Source organism: Winogradskyella sp. SM1960, from assembly GCF_020179375.1.
Classification (GTDB): domain Bacteria; phylum Bacteroidota; class Bacteroidia; order Flavobacteriales; family Flavobacteriaceae; genus Winogradskyella; species Winogradskyella marina.
In genome coordinates this window covers 890385-912404 of sequence record NZ_JAICBG010000001.1, presented here as the reverse complement: position 1 = coordinate 912404, position 22020 = coordinate 890385, and the positions used below count along the sequence as shown (strand labels likewise).

The window sequence follows — 22020 nt, the reverse complement described above, 5'->3', positions numbered from 1 at the left end:
GTAAAGCCCAAAACACTACAATAATGAATAAAAATATAACCATAGACCAAAAAGTAGATTCTCTTCTAGCCCTAATGACGATTGAAGAAAAAGTAGGACAAATGAATCAATATAATGGCTTTTGGGATGTTACAGGTCCAGCTCCAGAAGGCGGTAGTGCCGAACAGAAATATGAACATTTACGTAAAGGTTTAGTTGGGTCTATGCTATCTGTAAGAGGAGTAAAAGAAGTTAGAGCAGTTCAGAAGATTGCCGTAGAAGAAACACGATTGGGAATTCCTTTAATCATAGGTTTCGATGTTATTCATGGATATAAAACGCTTAGCCCTATTCCTCTAGCGGAAGCTGCGAGTTGGGATTTAGAAGCCATAAAAACATCAGCAAGTGTTGCTGCAGCAGAAGCTTCGGCATCTGGAATTAATTGGACGTTTGCTCCAATGGTAGATATCGGTAGAGATCCACGTTGGGGACGCGTTATGGAAGGAGCAGGAGAAGACCCGTTTTTGGGAAGTAAAATTGCGGTGGCTAGAGTGCAAGGGTTTCAAGGTGATGATTTAGCAGCTCCAAATACAATTGCTGCTTGTGCAAAGCACTTTGCAGCGTACGGATTTGCAGAAGCTGGTAAGGAATATAACACGGTTGATATTGGAACATCAACATTGCATAATATCGTTTTACCTCCTTTTAAAGCTGCTGTAGATACAGGAGTGCGTACCTTAATGAATTCGTTTAATGAATTAAATGGAGTGCCAGTGACAGGAAGTTCATACTTACAACGCGATATTTTAAAAGGCAAATGGAATTTTGAAGGTTTTGTATTATCAGATTGGGCTTCAATTTTTGAAATGATAAGTTGGGGACACGCAAAAGACAAAAGAGAAGCTGCTAAACTTGCAGCAACTGCGGGTTCAGATATGGATATGGAAGGTAATGTGTATGTTCAGGAATTAGCTCAGCTTGTTAAAGATGGAGTCGTTGAGGAAGCTATAATAGATGACGCTGTTAAACGCATATTACGCGTAAAATTTGAATTAGGTTTATTTGAAGATCCTTTTAGATATTGTGATGAGGAAAGAGAAAAAGAAACTATTGGGAATCCTGCACATCATGAAGCCGTTTTAGATATGGCAAAAAAATCTATTGTATTGTTAAAGAACGAAAATCAACTTTTACCATTAAAAAAAGAAGGGCAAAAAATTGCTTTAATGGGTGATTTAGCTGATGATAAATCGAGTCCTTTAGGAAGTTGGAGAATCGCTTCAGACGACGAAACAGGTGTATCTGTATTAGAAGGCATGCAAGCATATAAAGGTAACACCTTAACGTATGTTAGAGGTGCTGAGGTCGCTACAGAACAAACAACATTTCTTAAAGAAGTTCCCTTAAATACAACAGATACTAGTGGTTTTGCTGAAGCTGTACGAGTGGCAAAAACAGTTGATGTAGTGGTGATGGTTTTAGGTGAATTTGGATTTCAAAGTGGTGAAGGGAGAAGTAGAACCGATTTACAATTGCCAGGTGTTCAGCAAGAATTATTAGAAGCGGTTTATAAAGCCAATCCAAATATCGTTTTAGTGTTAAATAATGGTCGTCCATTGGCGATTACTTGGGCAGACGAAAATATTCCTTCAATTGTTGAAGCGTGGCAACTAGGAACACAAACCGGAAACGCAGTAGCACAAGTTTTGTATGGTGATTATAATCCTAGTGGAAAATTGCCAATGACTTTTCCTCGAAATGTTGGTCAAGTGCCAATTTATTACAACTATAAAAATACAGGGCGTCCAATAGATAAGGATGATAATGTATTTTGGTCACATTATTCTGATGTAGAAAACACACCTTTATATCCATTCGGACATGGTTTAAGTTATACCAACTTTAGCTATTCAGATTTAGAACTAAACGGCAATACATTTGCTTTAGAAGATGACGTAAACGTTAGTGTTAATGTTACGAATACGGGAACTATAGATGGGAAAGAAGTCGTACAATTATACATTAGAGATTTGGTTGGCAGTATTACGCGGCCTGTAAAAGAACTCAAAGGATTTGAACTGGTAGAAATAAGAGCAGGAGAAACAAAAACAATAAACTTCACCTTAAATAAAGAAACGCTAGGGTTTTACAATAATAATGGTGATTTTATAATTGAGCCAGGTGACTTTAAAGTCTTTGTTGGCGGAAGCTCAATAACGGCATTAGAAACCGATTTTGTACTAGAATAAATAAAGTAATTCTTTATAAAGTTTTTTAGGTATTGATAAATTATTCGGTTAATAATAAATTAAACCGCTTAATTAACTCTAATGTAGAAACATCTGAGGCAAAAACAGAATTTAACCCTTGTGGCTCTTGTGGTGGATCTGCTGTGAAATCATCACCATGTTTCCATTTTCCATTGTTAGGATTTGTTTTCGCATAGCCAGCAAATCCCCAAAAATTTAAACCAGCAACAGCATTTTGATCAGTTTTACTTTTTTGGATGGTTTCAAAAATAGCCTTGTAAAATGTATTTCTGTTTTCTATAGATGCGTCGAGTGATAGGCTTTCTTTTTCTCTTGGAAAACCAAATTCAGACATCACAATAGGTTTGTTCAATTTTTTAGCAATTTTTTCATGTTCATTCATGTAGTTTGTTGCATTTAAAATGGAAACTTGGGTAGATTCTTTTTCGTTATCAATATCATACCAACCCCAATTTTTTGGCCACATATGCATGGTTAAATAATCGATATTTTGGTTGCTATGTAGTCTTTTATACATCTTTATATCTTGTAAAAAACCATGTTTTCCTTCAGTACCCGTTGAGATTAATTGATGAGGTGCGAGTTCTTTTATAATGCTTACAGTTTTATTTAACCATTCGGCAAAAGCATCTTCATGATCAGGTGTCATTAACACGCGAGGTTCATTTGCCACCTGCCAAGACATAATGGTAGGATCGTCTGTATATTTAATTTTAGTGTAAAAATTTGTGCGACCAATAATGTATTTTATATGTGTGTAGAAAGCATTTTTACAAGGCTCGCAACTGTGAAATTGTTTGGTGTAGTTCATGTAATCATCCCAAGAGTACGTTTCTAAAAACGGATTAGGAACGTCACCATAGCCATTCCATTTTAAATATTCAGACATACCTCCAGACCAAATCCAATTGTTATTAAGATATAAAACAGCATACATGTCTCGCTGTCGCATTTCGGCTAATAAAAAATCTAAACCATCCAATAAATCGTCATTATAGACACCTTGTTCGGGTTGTAAAGCTGGATGAACTCTAGAGTCTCCTCCATCACCTTCGGCACCGACTAAAATGCGTAAATTATCTATACCAACAGATTTCATTAGGTCGAGTTCTTTGATAAGACGTTCGCGATCGCCACTTTTTTTAGCTCCTAGTAATGGACCATACCAATAATTGGCTCCAATAAAATAATAGGGTTCATCTCCTTTTTGAAATTGCATACCATTAACCGTTATAAAATCAGATGGCGATGGTGTTTCATTAAATACGTACTTTTTACTTTTACAAGAAAATAATACAGTAATGCAAAGACTTGTTACTATGAGTTTGAAGTTTTTCATTATAAGGGTTATTGAGGTAATGTGTACATCGTAGGTAATTCGTTTTGTAAGATTGATCTCGGTTTGTCTACAAATTCTAAAAAGTCTGCTGTACTTGGTTGTCCTGGTGGTGGTGTGCAGTACGTGTTTGTAGTATTTGACCAAAACATCATATAACCTATTTCTACATTGTTATCCGATAAGGCGTTGTACATATGATTAGCATAAAACCCTGAAATTGGATTGTTTTCACCTGGCGTAACGATATAAGCAGATTCTGTTAATGCCGCAATTTTAACGCGGTCTTTGGCGAGCTCTGTAATAATTTGAAGTTTCTCGTTGGCACTTTCTAAAGCTGCTTGTCCTTGGTTATTAAAATCTGTGTAATTATCCATGCCAAGAATATCAACATAAGCATCGCCTGGATATCTGTTGAGATATTCGGCAGCTGAGAAAAAACTGCTATCTGGAGAAAAGGCAAACAAGATATTATTAACCTGTAATGTGTCTCTTAAATACGTGACTGTAAATTGCCATAATTCCTTGAATTGTTGTGGTGAACAATACGCTTTTCCCCACCAAAACCAGTCACCATCAAACTCATGAAAAGGTCTAAAAATAAAAGGCACTAAATTGCCATCATTACCAACCATGCTATTGGCGACTTCGGCTATTTTTTGAAGTTTTTGTTTGTAGTATTCATGATTTGCTCCATCTGGTAAAATGCTAACGAGTGCATTGTTTCTTTGGAATTCTGTCATTTCACTAGCGTAAAAATAATCACCTTCATAAGGTTCTCTCATATGCCAACAAAAGGTGTTAATCATGCCTTTATTGTAAGCTTCTATTGCATTAGATGTTATAATTTGTTCTTGTTGATGGTACCAGTTGGTTGTAGTGCCATCATTATTGTCGTCGGTGATAAACATAAAATCAGAACCTAGTAACCCTGGATCGCTTCCTGTTGTTTTCATCATATCAGATTCACCGTCAATATCGTTATAAAAACTATGAAAAGCATCGTGCTGGCCCACTATAAAATTGGTCTTAGAAAGCGCTTTTAAATTATAAAACAGCGCAATTGTTTCTGGTGTTGCATTCGGGTTTACCATATATAAATACGCGTCTTCTGGTGATAATATAAATTCTTCAGGTAGTTCAGAAATAGTAACAGTAGCAGAATTTGAGCTGTCTATAGTTGTATTCGGATTACTGGTTGTGTTTAAAGTTATAATTACTGTTTCGTCACCTTCTTGAATGGTGTCATCGATTACGGTTATAGCTATAGTGTTACTAATGCTATTTGCAGGAATGGTAATAGTGTTTGTTATAGTTTGATAATCTACTCCATTAGTTGCGGTTCCGCTAACAGTATAATCAATTGTGGTGTCTGTACGAGGTGGTTCGGATAACGAAATGGTGAATTCGCCATGATTATCTGGTTCCGAAGCAAAACCAATACTTGCAGAAATACTAACAATTATATCAGTTTCAAATTCAGGATCATCTTTGGAACACCCAAAAATGAAGACCCCTATAAAAGCGCTGATTAGTAGTCGTTTTTTCATTTTTAATCTTCATTTAAAATGATAAATGCGCGTGTCGTATGATAAGGTGCTTTCCACATACTTACTTTATCTTCTTTAGTGTATGGTTTTCCATTTTTATCAACTCTAAAATGCCATTCTCCATGGTTATGGTCGATAATATGTTTTTTTGTAAACTCCCATATTTTTATAGCGTTATCATTGTATTTTTCGTCTTCATTAATGCTGTAAGCATACTTTAAGCCAACTAAGGCTTCAACTTGTGGCCACCAATGTCTATCAGTATCTGTATGATTTGTACTGAGGTTTTTTTCGTTTATAACTCCACCCTCAGCATCAATTGCTTCATTTAAAAATGTATTAGCAACTTTAAGAGCAGTGGTTTTTACTTCGTTTAACAACTCATCATTATTAAGTGCTTTTGTTGCTTCTATAACTAACCAAGCGGTTTCAATATCATGACCGTAAGAAATGGTATTGCTTAGTAAGTTCCAGTTTTTATCGAAAAATAAATCGTAATGATTATTGCTGTTTAGAAACTTGTTTTGAAAGATGTTTACTAATGATTTTAAGGATGCCTTCAAATTTTCATTGTCATATATTTTGAGTAAGGATGTATACGCTTCCATTATGTGAAGATGCGTATTCATTGTTTTTTCAGCATTCATATCCTTTTCACTTAGTCGCATATCTTCAATTGGTGTCCAATCGTCATTAAAAGCATCTAAGTAGCCTGTTTGTTCACATTTGGCATGTTTTTCTATGAGGTCGAAGAGTTCAATAGCCCAATTTTTTGCGGCTTCATCTTTAGAAAACGTATAGTATTCTGATAAGGCATAAATAGCAAAAGCTTGTGCATAAACCTGTTTGCGTTTGTTGATAGGATTACCTAAATAATCTAATTCCCAATACACACCTTTTGATGTAAGGTCGTTAAAAAATGCTTTGAGATAATGGTAAGCTCTATCGCAAATAGCTTTGTAGACTTGTGTGTTAAAATGATTTGATGCTGCCGAAAAACTCCAAAGAATTCGTGTGTTTAAAATAATCCCTTTGTTTGCTTTTGGAACCGGTACATTAAAATGATTAATCTGACCTAAAAATCCACCATGATCAGCGTCTACTGTGTTTTTGGACCAATAGTTTACGATGTCGATTAATTCATTTTGACATTCTGTTTTAAGTTGTAGATAGTTTTCAGACATTAATAGAATCCTTGATTGTTATCAATTAATTTAATGATTGTATTTACAGAACTTGCTGATGTATAGCCGTCTTTTGGTGAGTTTGTAACATAATCTATCAATTTTTCTTTTGTTGATACTGCGACATGCATTCTGGTATCTGAAGACGCATAGTAGATATAAATGGTACCGTCGTTATCTTCAATCCATCCATTTGTGAATAAAACATTTGAGACATCACCAACGCGTTCTTTGTGTTGTGGTGCCATAAAATGACCTGCTGGTTGGTACGTAACTTTTGAAATGTCGTTAAGATCGGTCATAAACATGTACAAAGTATAGCGCAAACCTGCGGCTGTGTTTCTCACTCCATGCGCTAAGTGTAGCCACCCTTGTTCTGTTTTTATTGGTGCTGGGCCAAGTCCGTTTTTGAGTTCAAAGACGGTATGATACACTTTGTTGTTGATTATTTTTTCATTTTGAACTTCAGGATTCATCATGTTATCAATGAAGCCTAAACCAATTCCGCCACCATTACCTACACTAATAAATCCATCTTGTGGACGTGTGTAAATAGCATATTTTCCATCAACAAATTCAGGATGTAATACCACATTGCGTTGTTGCCCTGTTGTTGAAATTAAATCAGGAAGGCGTTCCCAGTTTATAAGGTCTTTAGATCTTACAATGCCTGCATTAGCAATAGCAGAACTAGTGTCTTCGGCAGCAGCATTCGGATCTTTGCGCTCTGTGCAAAAGATGCCGTAAATCCAACCGTCTTCATGTTGTGTTAACCTCATATCATACACATTGGTGTCTGGTTCTTCAGTTTGTGGAATAACACATGGTTTGTCCCAAAATTCAAATCCATCAATGCCATTAGTACTTTCAGCAATGGCAAAAAATGATTTTCGGTCGTTACCTTCTACACGAACGCAAATTATGTATTTGCCCTTCCATTTTAAAGCACCTGCATTAAATGTGGCGTTAAACCCAATACGTTCTAAGGCATTAGGATTGGTTTCAAGGTTTAAGTCATACCGCCAATGCACTGGTATGTGGCTTGCTGTAATGATTGGGTGTTTATATCTCGTATAAATTCCATTAGAAAGTGATAGCGGTTTGTTTTTTCTATTCACTGTTTTTGTATAATGCTTTTTTGCTTTATCTATAGTATTGCTACTCATAATTATATTTTGAATATTATCAGGTTAGTCTAGTTTTTGGTTCAAATTATTCCACCAGAATTTCTTCAACAGAATACTGCATATAACTAAAACGACTAACGAAATGTAGATTGGTGTTTCTTGTCTAAAAATAAGGTACATTGGTAAAATTACTAATGCGGTTTGGGAGATGATTCCTATGGCAACATTAAACATGTCTCTTCCGAAATCTGTATTCTTTTTGAAATTTGGGTTTTCAGCTGCAAGTTGATCGTGTATCGGTTTCCAAAATCCCCAAGGCCGTACGTTTTTATAAAAATCTTTCAATACTTTAGCTTCGGTTGGTGGTGCAGAATACGTTCCGATAACACTTCCAATTAATGAAACAATAAGCAATACTGGAAATAAGTATAAAGCATTCACATCTGGAAATAAATGTGGTACAATAGCTGCTGCCACTAGTCCTGCGACCATGCCCCAGAAAAACCCTTCACCATTAAATCTCCACCAATGCCATTTTAAAATGTTGGCGCCAACATAGCTTCCGTATAGAACTGAAACGATTATATTTAATATCGCATTTACGTTTTCGGCAAAAAAGCCAAGTATAATACTGATAACGACCACAGTAATTCCTGTGATATAATTCATGTTTTTAACTTGATTTTGAGACGCATTTGGTTTGGTGTATTTTAAATAAATATCGTTAACCAAATATGCTTGCGCAGCGTTTAATGTGCCAGCAAATGTGGACATAAAAGCGGCAATTAATCCGGCTAGTAATAAGCCTAATAAACCTACCGGAACAAATTCTTTAATTGCTGTTGGTAGAATGAGTTCAAAATCTATATGACCTGCAGCATTTAATAAATCTAATTGGTCATAATAAATTAATGCTAATGCAGCAAAACCAGCAATCATTAAATAGCGAATTGGCATTAAAATCACAGAAACAAATCCACTCATTTTTGAAGCTTCTGCAGGGGTTTTGGTGGATAGGATTTTCTGCATATCGTATGTTGGTGCAGGTCCTGCCACACTAACGAGAACCCCTTTAAAAAGCATCATAAATAGGAAGTAGGTGAATACGCCATAACCATCGCTTTTAATTTTATCAGTGACTTCTGGTATGATGTTGCTCCAGTCTAAATTTAATCCACCTGTAAATGGATTCATCCAATCTTTAGGAACGTTAACTCCAAATTCACCAACGGCTTGCCAGCCTAAATAGCCTATAACTATGGCAGAAATGGTCATAATTGCAAACTGTACAACATCTGCCCAAACAATACCAGACATACCACCTAATAAGGAATAGAATACGGCAAACAATGTGAAAATGGTACCATAAAAATGCGGTACATATTCTGGAGGAATAGCAAAAGGAATGTAGTTACTGGCAAATTCCCATGGGATAAAAATTTCTACGAACTTTCCTAAGCCAATAAAACCATAGGCTAAATAACCTAAACATACCACTAATGCAAAAACAACAACAATGATGTGAGATAATTTGGCTCCATTACCAAAACCGAAACGTGTACCAATCCATTCGGCACCAGTTGTAGCATTAGATCGTCGTAACCATTTGGATAAATAAACCATTAAAAATATCTGGTTGAAAACAGGCCATAACCAAGGTACCCAAGCACTTTTTATACCGTAAACAAACATGAGTGTAACGAGCCAAATAGTACCAGAAATATCAAACATACCAGAAGCATTAGAAAGGCCTAATAAATACCAAGGAATTCTTTTTCCACCCAATAAATAATCATCTTTACTTTGTTGTGCTTTTTTTCGAAGCACTAAACCTATAACAATGATTGTGACTAAGTATAAAGCGATTATTAAAATATCGACTGTATGTAGTAGCTCCATGTAAATTAAGGATTAATCTGGTTAATGTCTTTTAAGAACAATGTTTGTGGTAGTGCTTTAAAGTCCTTGAAATCAGGCTCGTTAACATGTCCTTTAAAGGGCATATAATGGTGTGTTTCGTCATGGTTTCTCCAGAATAAAATCCAACTAATTCCCGAATCTTTTATATTAGGGTAAAGCACCTCAGTAAACCAGTTTTTAGTCGGAATTTTCTCTAATCCAGTTTCTGTAAAGGCAAATAGCTTGTCTTTTTTTGTAGCAATAGATTTTACAATAGCTAAATCGTTTACAACCGAAGTAATATATTCTTCAGCATCGTTGAAATCGTAAATGTCAGACCCTAAAATATCTACATAATCGTCACCAGGGTAATACGTCATATAATTATCATCAGGATTTAATTTATTTGGTGAGTAGGTGTATAATAAGTTGTTGACCTTATGTTTGTCTCGCAGTAGATGAACGGTCTGATGCCACAACTTTTTATAATCTGTAACATTACAATTATCTTTTCCCCACCAAAACCAAGAGCCATTCATTTCATGAAAAGGTCTAAATATTACAGGAATCTGTGTGTTGTTGTGCTCTAATGATTTAAAAAAACTTGCAACCCTTCCGACCCATAGCTCGTATTTTTCTCTGTGCGAACCACCTTCTAAAATATTAGCAACAGAAGGTGTTGTATCCCAAGAGTCGCCTCCAGATGTTGGGTTGTCCAGATGCCAACTAACCGTAATGATTCCGCCTTTTTTATGAGCTTCTATTATAAGATTTCGCATTAAATCAAAAGGAACACCATCGAGATTTACATCAGAGCCATGTTCTATCCAACCAATATCAAAACCGTAAACCGAAGGCTGGTCTTCAATCATATCAAAAACATCGCTTTTTTCAACATCAATATAATCCGATTTGTTCCAACCCATGCCATAAGACGTACAATCTTGATGACCAATTGCAAAGCCTTCTTGTGAAATAAGGAATAACTTTTTCCTCAGTAATTTAGAACTTTTTGATATGTTTTTGTCAACTAAATCCGGTTTTTTATAGTCACTTGTATAAATTGATTTACAAGAAAACATTGTAAACACTAGTAGTACAGGTATAATCCGCTTGAGCATAAAATTTGTGTATTTGAAGTATTCTTAAAAAAGAATATCTGTATTTTAAATTAATTAATATTTTTACGTCTTCAATTATCAAATCTTTAAGATTTGTGTTTTAATTTTAGATATTTCAAATTTAAGGAACACAATTTTACATAGTTGATATTATTTTATCAATTTATTACACTATTATAAATCATTATTATGGATATTCTTAAAAACACACATAGAGAAATCACTCCGTTGTCTCCAGAGGATAGTTTTTTAGTCTTTGATAGGGTGAAAGAAGATTTTGATTTTCCGATTCATTTTCACCCTGAATTTGAATTAAATTTTATTCATAATGGAAAAGGTGTAAAACGAATAGTTGGTGATAATATGGAAGAGATTGATGACATTGAATTGGTTTTGGTTGGTCCAAATTTGCATCATGGTTGGATAACTCATAACTGTAAAAGCAAATCAATTCATGAAATCACCATTCAATTTGATGAAAATTTATTTACGCAAGATTTTTTAAGAAGACGAATCATGAAACCTATAAGAGATATGTTTAAAAGATCTGTTCATGGTATTTTGTTTTCTAAAAAAACCGCTTCAATGTTATATGATAGAATTGCACAAGTATCTCGTTTGGATGGCATGGATTATTTTTTAGAATTAATTTCCATCCTTCATGATTTGGCTAATTCAAGAAATCAACGTTTACTTTCAACATACACAGTTAATAGAGAGAACTTTGAAAATAGCGATAATATAAAAACAGTTTATGAGTATGTGCAGCGTAACTTCAGTGAAAAAATAACACTATCCGAAGTTTCTGAAATTGTGAATATGAGCAACGTGTCGTTTAATAGGTTTATGAAAAAAAGAACCGGTAAAACTTTTGTAGACTACGTTAATGATGTTAGGATTGGTTATGCGTCTATGTGGTTGTTAGAAAAAGACAATACTATTTCTGAAATTGCATTTAATTGTGGGTTTAATAATATTGCAAATTTCAATAGAGTGTTTAAAAAGCTAAAAAAGTGCACACCAACGCAATACAAAAATGAATTTTCAGGTATAAAACGTATCTTATAAACATCACTTCTTAGGTGTTTAAAATAGAGTTGTTATTTTCTAAGTAGGTCACTGAGATTTTATTTAAAAGTTTGAGTGGGTTGTAGTTGTTATCTATACAATTTTATAAAAATCATGTATTATTTTGTCTAGTCGAATATATTTTATTAGTAAATGACAAAATAATATTAACAGTAAGTTAACAATTCCTTTAATTTTGAAATCGTCAATAAATGTCCTATAAAATTATTTATATAATAATTGTAGGGTGAAATAATTAAGAATTAACAATCAACTTCTACTAACATCTCTTAATATGCAAAAATTCGATTTTAAAAATATTTGTTGCAGCACTAAATATTGTTATTCATTCTTACTCCTTTTTTTAGTAGGACAATTTGCTGTTGCGCAAAACCAAGTAAAAGGAACCGTGTCTGACTCTAATGGAGTAACGCTACTTGGAGTTTCTGTAATAGAAAAAGGAACTACAAATGGAGTTGTATCTGACTTTGATGGTAATTATGTTATTAATGTGAGTGAGAGTGCAACGCTGGTGTTTAGTTATGTAGGATTTGCAACTAAAGAAATTGAGGTAAACAATAAAGAACTCATTAATGTAACCTTAGTAGAAAGTGTTGAAGGTTTGAGTGAGGTTGTTGTTATTGGTTATGGCTCACAAAGAAAAGAGCAGCTAAGTGGATCGGTTTCTAGTGTAGATACCGAAGCCTTAGAAACAATACCTCAGGTTGGAATTGATCAAATGATGCAAGGTAGAGCAGCAGGTGTGAGTATTACTCAGAATTCTGGTCAGCCAGGTAGTGCTGTTTCTGTAAGAATTAGAGGTGTAAATACTATTACAGGATCTAGTGAACCTTTATATATTATAGATGGTGTGCCAGTGTCTGGAGATTCTAATAATACTGGTACTAGTGGAAGATCTATTGCAGATAACGGATTAGGTGAGAGCTCTGGGTCAACAGGTGTTAGTCCATTGTCAGCGCTAAACCCTAACGATGTTGAGTCTATTGATATCTTAAAAGATGCTTCTGCGACCGCAATATATGGATCAAGAGGGTCAAATGGTGTTGTGATTATCACAACCAAAAAAGGTAAAAATACTAAAGGAACACTCGCTTATAATACGTTTTTGGCCGTTCAGCGACCTACAAATTTAATTGAAGTTTTAGATTTACCTGGTTATGCAAGATTACAGAACGAAATAGGTGAAATATATGGTTTAAATCCTCGTATATCGTTTTTAAATCCCAGTTTATTAGGGCCAGGAACTAATTGGCAAAAAGAAATTTTTAGTGATGCTATTATGCAAAACCATCAAGTGTCTTTTTCTGGTGGTAACGATGGAATAAATTATTTCTTATCCTCAGGATATGTGGACCAGGAAGGAACAGTGATTGGTTCTTCTTTTGATAGAATTTCCTTAAGAGCTAATGTGAATGCTAAATTAAATAAGTCCATTAATGTTGGGGCCAGTTTTACAATGAGTAGAACAAATGAAAGCCTAACCTTAAATAACTCAACAAATGGTCTTATTGGGCTTTCACTGCGTAATAATCCTGCAACTGCTGTTTATAATCCAGACGGTTCGTTTGCTGGTCCTGTTACCAATGACGAAATTGCTTTTGGTATAAGAAACCCTATTGCTGAAGCATTAAGTATTAGAAACAATTTAACAAGAAACAGGGTTTTAGGAAATATTTTTAGTGAGTTTAAATTATCAGAAAACTTTACATATAGATTAGAAGTAGGTGGTGATTTTGGAAATAATATTAGCAATAGATTTCAGCCGACATTTAGTTATGGTGCTATTGAAAGAGGAACTAATAGTTTAAACATTAGAAATGAAAATACCGATTTTTGGATCGTAAAGAACTTATTAACCTTTAATAAATCCTTTAACGATATCCACAACTTTACGGTATTGTTAGGGCACGAGGTGCAAGAGTCCAGTTGGGAAGGTACAATCGCTCAAGATGGTGATTTTGTAAGTAATGATGTGCCAATTTTAGGTACAGGTGACGCTAATGATTTTACAGATCAATATAAAGGTAGTGCAGCCTTAGAGTCGTACTTTGGTAGATTAATTTACTCATTAGATAATAAGTATAACGTTACAGCTTCCCTTAGGGCAGATGGCTCTTCAAAATTTGCAGAAGGCAATAAATGGGGTTATTTTCCTTCTGTTTCGGCAGCATGGAGATTGTCTAATGAGAGTTTTATGGAAGGCTTCACTGCTATAGAAAATATAAAACTGTACGGAGGTTATGGTGAAGTAGGAAATCAAAACATTCCCAACTTTGCGTATGGAGCACGATTAAATACTATTTCAACAGGAAATGGAACAGGATTCGAATATGCAAATTTTGCAAACGAAGACTTAACTTGGGAATCATCTACACAAACCAATTTAGGGCTAAACTTCACATTATTTAATTCAAGATTAAATACAACCGTTGAGGTTTACAAAAAAGTTTCAAAAGACTTCTTATACCAGCTGGCAGTAACTGATTTTATTACGGGTGGAAATTCTCCAGGTGCAATTACTCCTCCTTGGGTTAACTTAGGAGAAATGCAAAATACAGGTATAGATGTCACGTTAAGCTATAAAACAGATGCAAAAGATTTTAATTGGAGTTCTTCTTTAACGGTTTCGCATTACAAAAACAAAGTAAATGCGCTTTTAGGAGATTTAACAATAAATGGAGATCTTACTTTAGATAATTCTAATCAGAATATAACACTAACACAAGTTGGGCAACCAATAGGATTGTTTTATGGCTATCAAGTTGAAGGGCTTTTTAGAACCTTAGATGATATTAATGGAGCTCCAATACAATTTGGAAGACCGTTTGAAGATGCGCTTTTTGGTTCAACATGGTTGGGAGATGTAAAATATAAAGATGTAAGTGGTCCTAATGGCGTGCCAGATGGTGTTATTGATGGAGATGATAGAACGGTAATAGGAGATCCGCATCCAGATTTCACCTTTGGTTTTCAAAATTCATTCTCTTACAAGAGTTTTGACTTGTCTGTGTTTATGCAAGGATCTTACGGAAATGATATTTTCAATGCCATTGGTCGTTCTTTAACCGCTGGAAATAGAACTTACACCAACCAATTGCCTTCAGTGTTAGATTATTGGTCTATTGACAATCCTAACGCAGGTTCTCCTAGGCTTGCTAGGAATGATACACCAAATATTAATATATCAGATAGGTATATAGAAGATGGTTCTTATTTAAGAATACAAAATGTAACTTTAGGTTATACGTTACCTAGTCGGTTTTCAAATGATATTGGCTTGAGTAAGCTAAAAGTATATGGTAGTATTCAAAACCTACACACATTTACCAACTACTCAGGTTATGATCCAGAAGTAGGTGCTTATAACCAAAATGCACTTTTATTAGGTGTGGATAATGGACGTTACCCATCACCGAGAACATTTACGTTAGGAATCAATGTTGAATTTTAAAAACCAAGATAAAATGAATAATTTATTACGAACTAAGTTTTTACTGACTTTGGCAGTGTTGTTTCTCCTGCCATCATGTACTGCAGAATTTTTGGATAGACCACCAGAAGATTCGTATAACGTAGTAGACTTTTATCAAACGGAAGAACAGGTTAATTCAGGAACAAATCACTTATATTCTAAACCTTGGTTTAATTTCATCTCTAATGTGTCTTGGTGTATTGGTGAGTTAAGTTCTGGTAATGGACGTACTTGGGACCCTAGAAATGCTGATTTTACAAATTTTGCTATTACCGGAGAACACGGAACATTAACACAGGCTTGGGAATCTTTATATGCTGTAGTGGCGCAAGCAAACTCAGTTATTAATACGTTGCCAGAATTTGTGAGTCCAGATGTTTCACAAGATGTCGTTAATAATGCCATTGGAGAAGCGCGTTTTATTCGTGGAACAGCCTATTTTTATCTTGTACGTATTTTTGGCTCTATTCCTATTATTGCAGATAATGACGAATATATATTAGAACCGGTTGTCCCTAGAAACCCAGAATCTGATGTCTATGAATTTATCAAAAGAGATTATCAATTCGCAATAGATCACTGTTATCAAAAAATTAGAGGTGGTAGTTACGATTTAAATGCAAAAGTGTCTAGTGGTTCGGCAAAGGCAATGTTAGCTAAGATTCATTTGTATGAACAAAATTATACAGAAGCATTTCAATTATCTCAAGAAGTAATTAATTCAGGGGAGTTTAAACTGTATGGAGGCGATGCAGGAGATGGTGATCCTTCAGGTAGTTATTACGATTTGTTTTTAACTGCTAATGATAATAATCCAGAATCAATTTTTGCTCTGCAATGGTCAACATCTGGTCAATATGCAGAAGGTAATGGTATACAATCTCTTTTTGCACCAGCTGGTGTTACTGGGTTTTCAGACGGATGGTCTGCTGTAGGACCGTCGTTAGATTTGCAAGATGCTTATGAAGATACAGAGCAAGACGTTCGGTATTATGCCACAATAATGGATCCTGGTTCGTATTACGGAGACTTAAACGGAGGTTATGCGGTTTCTGAGAACATAAATCATCAAGGCACAAATGCTGGAATAAAAAAATATGTAGTTGGTAATGCAGCGACTAATGGTGGTGGAGCTCAACAGAGCTATCCAAATAACACGTATATTCTTAGGTATGGTGAATTGTTATTAATAAATGCAGAAGCAGCACTTATGGGTGGAGGCTCAAGTTCTTTTGGAGCAGAATCTCTTAATAAAGTTCGAAGACGTGCCGGTTTAGAAAATATTGATAATCCTACTGTTGATGACGTTTTTCAAGAAAGACGAATTGAGTTGGCTTTTGAATTTGAATTTTGGTACGATGTTGTAAGACGAGGACCTTCTTTTGCTATGAGCTATTTAAGCACTACAGAACGAGGAACGTTTAACAATGATACAACTCCTCCTACTGTGAACTCTGAGATGTATAGTCCTACAATGGATGATATGCTTTTCCCATATCCTACAAACGAAATTCAAAATAACCCAGCACTTCAACAACCACCAGTGCCTTATAATTTTGGAGAATAAAAATAAAAAAGAAGATTATGAAAAAAAATAGTGTCACATTGAACAACATATCTGCTTTCTTTTTAATGCTGTTAGCCTTAATTCAGTTAACGTCTTGCGAAAATGAATTCCACAAGGATTCAATTCCAGAAGCAACAGCACCGCCAGTTATTCATAGTGTAAGTGAGGCGAGGGAAGATGTGCCTGTAACACAGGGAGTATTGGAAGGAACTTACATTATAAGAGGTGAGAATTTAGCGTCATTAATATCAATTGACTTTAATGGTTTTCCTGCAGGCTTTAATCCGGCACTTTTAACGGATAATATAGCGTTTGTGGAAGTGCCAGAAGATGCGCCATATATCGATCAAGAAAATATTCTGCGATTAGAAAATTTGAAAGGTGCAACCGAGTATGATTTTTCATTACTATCAATTGATGGATTTACTGAAGAAACGGTAGATGGAGTAAAAACAGTTACTCTTCAAGGAGGTGATTTTACAGATACAGCTTCGGTTACTTTCGTTTCAGGATCTGAAGAAAACGGTAATCTAGTAGAGGCACCTGCAACAATTTTATCTATTTCTCAAACAGAAGTTGTTGTAGAAGTACCATCAGGAGTAGAACAAGCGTTTATTTATTTAGCGACGAGCAGAGGTGCTGTGGCACAATCGGATTCTTATGGATTTAGTTATTCTATTTTTATTGATGCTTTACATGCTGATTGGTCAACCAGTGAATGGGGTGGAACTCATGATTTGGCTTCTACCGAAGTTGCATTAGGTGAATTTTCAATAAAAAGTGTCAGAGAAGCATGGTCTGGCCTTACGTTCTTAGCACCAAATATTCCTTTTGATGAATATGATGCCTTAACGGTTTCTGTTTATGGAACAGGTTCAGCGGGAGATAAAGTACAAATTGCTTTAAATGATTTTGATGGAGCCCAAACAGTACAACCTATAGATCTAATACCAGGAGAATGGAATAAAGTGGTTATTCCGTTGTCAGATTTTTACCCTAATGGTGGTGCGCCAGATACAATATTTAGAATGGATTTTCAAGAATCTTCGAATACGGGATTAGCACAATACATTTTCTATATAGATGATTTTGGTTTCCTATAATAGAAGTCGACCAGAAGAAATTTTAAACTAATTATCTAAAATATTTATAATGAAAGTATCTAAAATTTTATATATCACTTTGCTTTTTGGATTTACATGCTTTTTTTCGTGTAAGGATGATGATGATATGTTTCAATCATCAAGCAGCCCAAAAAACATAACCGAAATTATATCGGAGAGTCCTAATTTATCTATACTTTCTGATGCTTTGGCAGATGTGCGCTTAGACTCTACGTTAAGCAGTACAACAACCTATACGGTTTTTGCGCCAAATAATTCGGCATTTGGTAATTCAGACATAAGCTCATTAACAGGAGAGGCATTAGAAAATGTTTTATTAAACCATGTATTAAGTACGGTTACTGCTGATTTTACAGGAGCGATGGAAACAGGTTATTTAAAGACTTTGGCAACTGGTCCAGATGGGAATAATATTAGTTTTTATACAAATACGGAAGATGAAATAGTATTTAATGGTATGGCTTCATTGGTCGATAATTCTTTTGATATAGGAGCAACAAATGGCATTCTTCATACCGTAGATGCTGTTTTAACGCCCCCAACTGTATTAGACCATGTTGTCGCAAATCCGGATTACTCTAGTTTTGCCAGTGCAATTGAGTTAGCTGGATTAGGGGAGATGTTATCTATATCAAACACAGCAAACGAAAATTATCCATATACGTTGTTTGCTCCAAACAATGCTGCATTTGAAGCGTTAATGGCTCAGGTAAATGGAGCGTTTGGTTGGACAAGCTTATCTGATGTTCCGGAGGAGGTTTTACAACAAATCTTACAGTATCATGTGGTAACAGGAGCAAATATACTTGCAGCTGATGCTGATGGCTCAACACAAACATCAATGCAAGGCGATTCATTTGCTATTAGTGGAACTGTTATAGATGATACGTCTTATAATAATGCAAATATTGTTTTAACGGATATTCAGGGGATTAATGGTGTTGTGCATGGTGTAGATAAAGTATTACTACCAGAAGACGTTTTTCAAAGTATTTTAAGTGCAACCCTTAACATTGTTGAAAGATGTAATGATAGAGGTTTTACAACATTTTTAGACGCTGTAGAAAAGGTGAGTTTAACAAATAGCTTATCAACGGATGAGTTAACTGCTTTTGTGCCAAACAACGACGCATTTATTGGGCTTTTTGCAGCTATAAATAATTTTGAAACTTTAGATGATTTTGATACACCTGAAGAATTAGCTGTATTAACCGATTTAATAAATTATCACCTTCATACAGGAAGTTTAATGGCTAGCCAGTTAACAGATGGAGGTGCGATCTCAACACTATATGGTGACGATATTACTGCAGACTTATCAGGAGACGATGCGCGATTATTACCTTCTTTTGGTGACGCCATACCATCTACTATTACCACTGGAAACATTGGTGCCAATAACGGAGTTATTCATGAAATTAACCGCGTTTTAATCCCAGAAGGATTATTAAGTGCTCTTGGAATTGAAACAGGCGCTGGAGGATTATGTCCTGTAGGAGATCCTTCAATGGTATTCTTCGATTGGGATGCCAATGGGCCTTGGTGGGGAAATGTTACCGCAGAAAATACGGCAGCCTTAAGTATTGATGGTAGTTCATATGGTAGAGCAAATTTCCAAACTGGAGGTGTAGGTTGGCAAGATTTATTTTGGAGAAATGATGCGGGAACGTTTAATGGTGCTTCAGCTGTGGGTAGTAACTTGAGTAATTTCTCATTAAAATTCGATATAAATGTCATTGAACCATTAACTGATGGTGCTTTTAGAATTAGATTCAATGATGCAGATGGAGTAGATGCGTTTTACGATTGGGCACCTTGGAATGATACCGGAGAGCCTTTTACGACTGATGGATGGGAAACTGTTGAAATTCCGTTATCTGTTTTAGGAGTTCCAGATTTTAGTTTAGTTGATGCGGAGTTCGGAATGGCATTCGAAGGAGCAGATGTGCTCTTAAACTTTGCAATAGATAATGTACGATTTGATACATCAGGATGTGGAGGGCCAGATCCTATAGATGATACTTCATTAGTGTTCTTTGATTGGGATGCGAACGGACCATGGTGGGGAAATGCTGTGGCGGAAAACGATGTTTCACTAAGTTTAGATGGTAGTGCTTATGGTAGAGCAAACTTCCAAACAGGAGGTGAAGGATGGCAAGATTTATTCTGGAGAAATGATGCCAGTACTTTTCATGGAGCATCTACGGTTGGGTCAAATTTATCTGGTTATGTATTAAAATTTGATATTAATACCATAGAACCACTAACGGCAGGCATGTTTAGAATTAGATTTAATGATTCAGATGGTGTCGATGCTTTTTATGATTGGGCACCATGGAACGATACAGGTGAAGCCTTTGATTCTGAAGGCTGGACCACCGTATCTATACCGTGTTCCGTATTAGGAGTTCCAGATTTTAGTCTCGTGGACGCAGAATTTGGGATGGCATTTGAAGGAGCAGATGTATTATTAAATTTTGCAATAGATAATGTGCGTTTTGAAGCTTTATAACAATTGATTTGTAGCGAGTCGAAATCCCTGTAATTATATTTTTTACAGGGATTTCCCTTTTCTATCAACTTCAAAATAATTAAAATTGATTATAATCTTCTATATTTTTCCTAAACGTTGATGTGAAAAAAAGTAAATTCGTTGAAGGATGTGTAATTACACATGATGTTAGAATATGCTGTGAATGCTAGTGAACTAGCGTTAATTAACGCCGTAAATAAAAAGCTGTAAATTAAAAAACCCTCGAAAACATAGAGTTAACGAGGGTTTTAAGGTGGTGCCTCCAGCACCAACTTAAACCTTTCTTAAACATTGTAAATCTTATTAAAACCTTTTGAAACACCTATTAAATAAGGGTTTTTATGTGTTTTGTATTCTGTATTTATTAAGTAGGTCTTAAACAAATAAACCTTAAAAAGCACACAAAATAGCACACAATTTTGTATCTTTAAGTCAAACAAATCAACGTTATGACTGCTATTTCACGTTCTAAAGGTACAGCTCGTTTCGCATTTAGGGAATCGAATTCAAAATTACAAAATTCAAAACAAAAGCAGAGTTTAATTATTTTAAACTTTGCTTATGGTACTACTCGTTTTAGATACTCAACCGGATATAAAAGTTGTTATGACGATTGGGATTTTAAAAAACAAAGGGTTAAAAACAAAGCATCTATCTCAAACAAAGACGAAGTAAACGACTATTTAAGCGGTTTAGAAAAGTTTATCAACAAAAAGTATTCAGAGCTAACTAAAGAGCAAGGAGAAGTCTCTAAAGATGTCTTAAAGTATCATTTAGACGTGTTTACTAAAAAGATAACCCCTAACATTGAATTTAATAAAAACCTAACATTCTTCGAGGTTATTCAGCAATTTATTGATTTAAAAGATGGTCAAATTTCAAATATTACGCTACGCTCATATAAGCAGACACAAAAACGACTACAAGAGTATGAGAAGCATTATAATACAAGGTTGATATTTCAAGCTATTGATATGAACTTTTATAACAAGTTTGTTAAGTTTATGGAAGCTAATAACTACTCGTTAAATACTATCGGAAAGCATATAAAAACTTTAAAAACGTTTTTAAATTATGCAGTTTCTGAAGGTTATTCTGCCAATCAAAAATTTAAGAGTAATGATTTTAAAGTTAAGAAAGAAATTACAACCGAAATCTACTTAACTGATGATGAAATACAACAAATGTTTGAAAAGGAATTATCGAAATATCCAGAGTTAGAACATGCGAGAGATGTCTTTTTGATGGGATGCTATACAGGTCAGCGTATAAGTGACTATAACGGATTAAAAGAAGAAGATATTATTACAATTGATGGCGTGCAATTCTTTGAAATCAAACAAAAGAAAAACCGTAAATACGGTAGAGTTGTGCATTGTCCTATTACCAAAGAAATGAAATCTATAATGAATGCGAGGTATAACGGAAAACCACCTAAAAAAATACACGAGCAAGATTTAAACGAAAACATCAAACAAGTTGGTCAAATGTTAGAATGGGATGAGTTAATCAAGTGTGAGTACACCAAAGGCGGTAAGCTTAATATAGAAATGATTCCAAAATACGACTTAATCAAATCGCATACGGCAAGAAGAAGTTTCTGCACCAACAAATATAAAGCAGGAATGAGTGTGTTTGATATAATGCTATTTTCAGGCCATACAACTGAAAAAGAATTTTATAAGTATATTAGAATCAAAAATCAAGAAAGAGCATCACATATTGTCAAAGGAGGTTTTTTTAACGTTTAATCATATTTAAAAATTAGT

13 protein-coding genes are annotated in these 22020 nt (G+C 34.9%); 7 read left to right on the top strand and 6 right to left on the bottom strand.

What is annotated here, in order from left to right; translation table 11 throughout:
- Positions 1–23: 23 nt before the first annotated feature.
- Complete coding sequence (gene bglX / locus K1X16_RS04065; protein ID WP_225035124.1) at positions 24–2228, top strand: beta-glucosidase BglX; 2205 nt, start codon at positions 24–26, stop codon at positions 2226–2228.
- 40 nt (positions 2229–2268) lie between these two features.
- Here bglX and K1X16_RS04060 read toward each other — a convergent pair whose 3' ends face one another.
- Genes K1X16_RS04060 through K1X16_RS04035 form a run of 6 tightly spaced genes read right to left on the bottom strand, consistent with a single transcriptional unit; the run spans position 2269 to position 10466 of the window.
- Positions 2269–3588, bottom strand: a complete 1320-nt coding sequence (locus K1X16_RS04060) for a glycoside hydrolase 5 family protein (RefSeq protein ID WP_225035123.1) — start codon at positions 3586–3588, stop codon at positions 2269–2271.
- A gap of 8 nt (positions 3589–3596) precedes the next feature.
- Positions 3597–5135 (bottom strand): glycosyl hydrolase, encoded by a 1539-nt coding sequence (locus K1X16_RS04055; RefSeq protein WP_225035122.1) that lies wholly within the window; start codon positions 5133–5135, stop codon positions 3597–3599.
- Between the two features lie 2 nt (positions 5136–5137).
- Complete coding sequence (locus K1X16_RS04050; protein ID WP_225035121.1) at positions 5138–6319, bottom strand: AGE family epimerase/isomerase; 1182 nt, start codon at positions 6317–6319, stop codon at positions 5138–5140.
- Complete coding sequence (locus K1X16_RS04045) at positions 6319–7485, bottom strand: glycosidase (RefSeq protein ID WP_225035120.1); 1167 nt, start codon at positions 7483–7485, stop codon at positions 6319–6321. Before K1X16_RS04045 ends, K1X16_RS04050 begins: the two co-directional genes overlap by 1 nt.
- Before the next feature lie 24 nt (positions 7486–7509).
- Positions 7510–9345 carry a sodium:solute symporter family protein gene (locus K1X16_RS04040; protein WP_225035119.1) on the bottom strand — a complete coding sequence of 612 codons (1836 nt, stop codon included), beginning with the start codon at positions 9343–9345 and terminating at the stop codon, positions 7510–7512.
- A 5-nt stretch (positions 9346–9350) separates the two neighbouring features.
- The gene (locus K1X16_RS04035; protein WP_225035118.1) at positions 9351–10466 is read right to left on the bottom strand and encodes a glycoside hydrolase family 26 protein; all 1116 of its coding nucleotides are present in this window, start codon (positions 10464–10466) and stop codon (positions 9351–9353) included.
- A gap of 189 nt (positions 10467–10655) precedes the next feature.
- Between K1X16_RS04035 and K1X16_RS04030 the strand changes: the two genes are divergently transcribed.
- The 6 genes from K1X16_RS04030 (at position 10656) to K1X16_RS04005 (ending at position 22002) form a co-directional block, all read left to right on the top strand.
- Entirely contained in the window at positions 10656–11534 is an 879-nt protein-coding gene (locus K1X16_RS04030; RefSeq protein ID WP_225035117.1) for a helix-turn-helix domain-containing protein, read from the top strand.
- A gap of 295 nt (positions 11535–11829) precedes the next feature.
- Positions 11830–15006 (top strand): SusC/RagA family TonB-linked outer membrane protein, encoded by a 3177-nt coding sequence (locus K1X16_RS04025; protein ID WP_225035116.1) that lies wholly within the window; start codon positions 11830–11832, stop codon positions 15004–15006.
- 13 nt (positions 15007–15019) lie between these two features.
- Complete coding sequence (locus K1X16_RS04020) at positions 15020–16594, top strand: RagB/SusD family nutrient uptake outer membrane protein (RefSeq protein ID WP_225035115.1); 1575 nt, start codon at positions 15020–15022, stop codon at positions 16592–16594.
- A gap of 17 nt (positions 16595–16611) precedes the next feature.
- Positions 16612–17697 (top strand): hypothetical protein, encoded by a 1086-nt coding sequence (locus K1X16_RS04015; RefSeq protein WP_195869851.1) that lies wholly within the window; start codon positions 16612–16614, stop codon positions 17695–17697.
- Positions 17698–17746: 49 nt separating this feature from the next.
- Positions 17747–20230 (top strand): glycan-binding surface protein, encoded by a 2484-nt coding sequence (locus tag K1X16_RS04010; protein WP_225035114.1) that lies wholly within the window; start codon positions 17747–17749, stop codon positions 20228–20230.
- Between the two features lie 470 nt (positions 20231–20700).
- Positions 20701–22002 carry a tyrosine-type recombinase/integrase gene (locus tag K1X16_RS04005; protein WP_225035113.1) on the top strand — a complete coding sequence of 434 codons (1302 nt, stop codon included), beginning with the start codon at positions 20701–20703 and terminating at the stop codon, positions 22000–22002.
- The last annotated feature ends 18 nt before the right edge of the window (positions 22003–22020 follow it).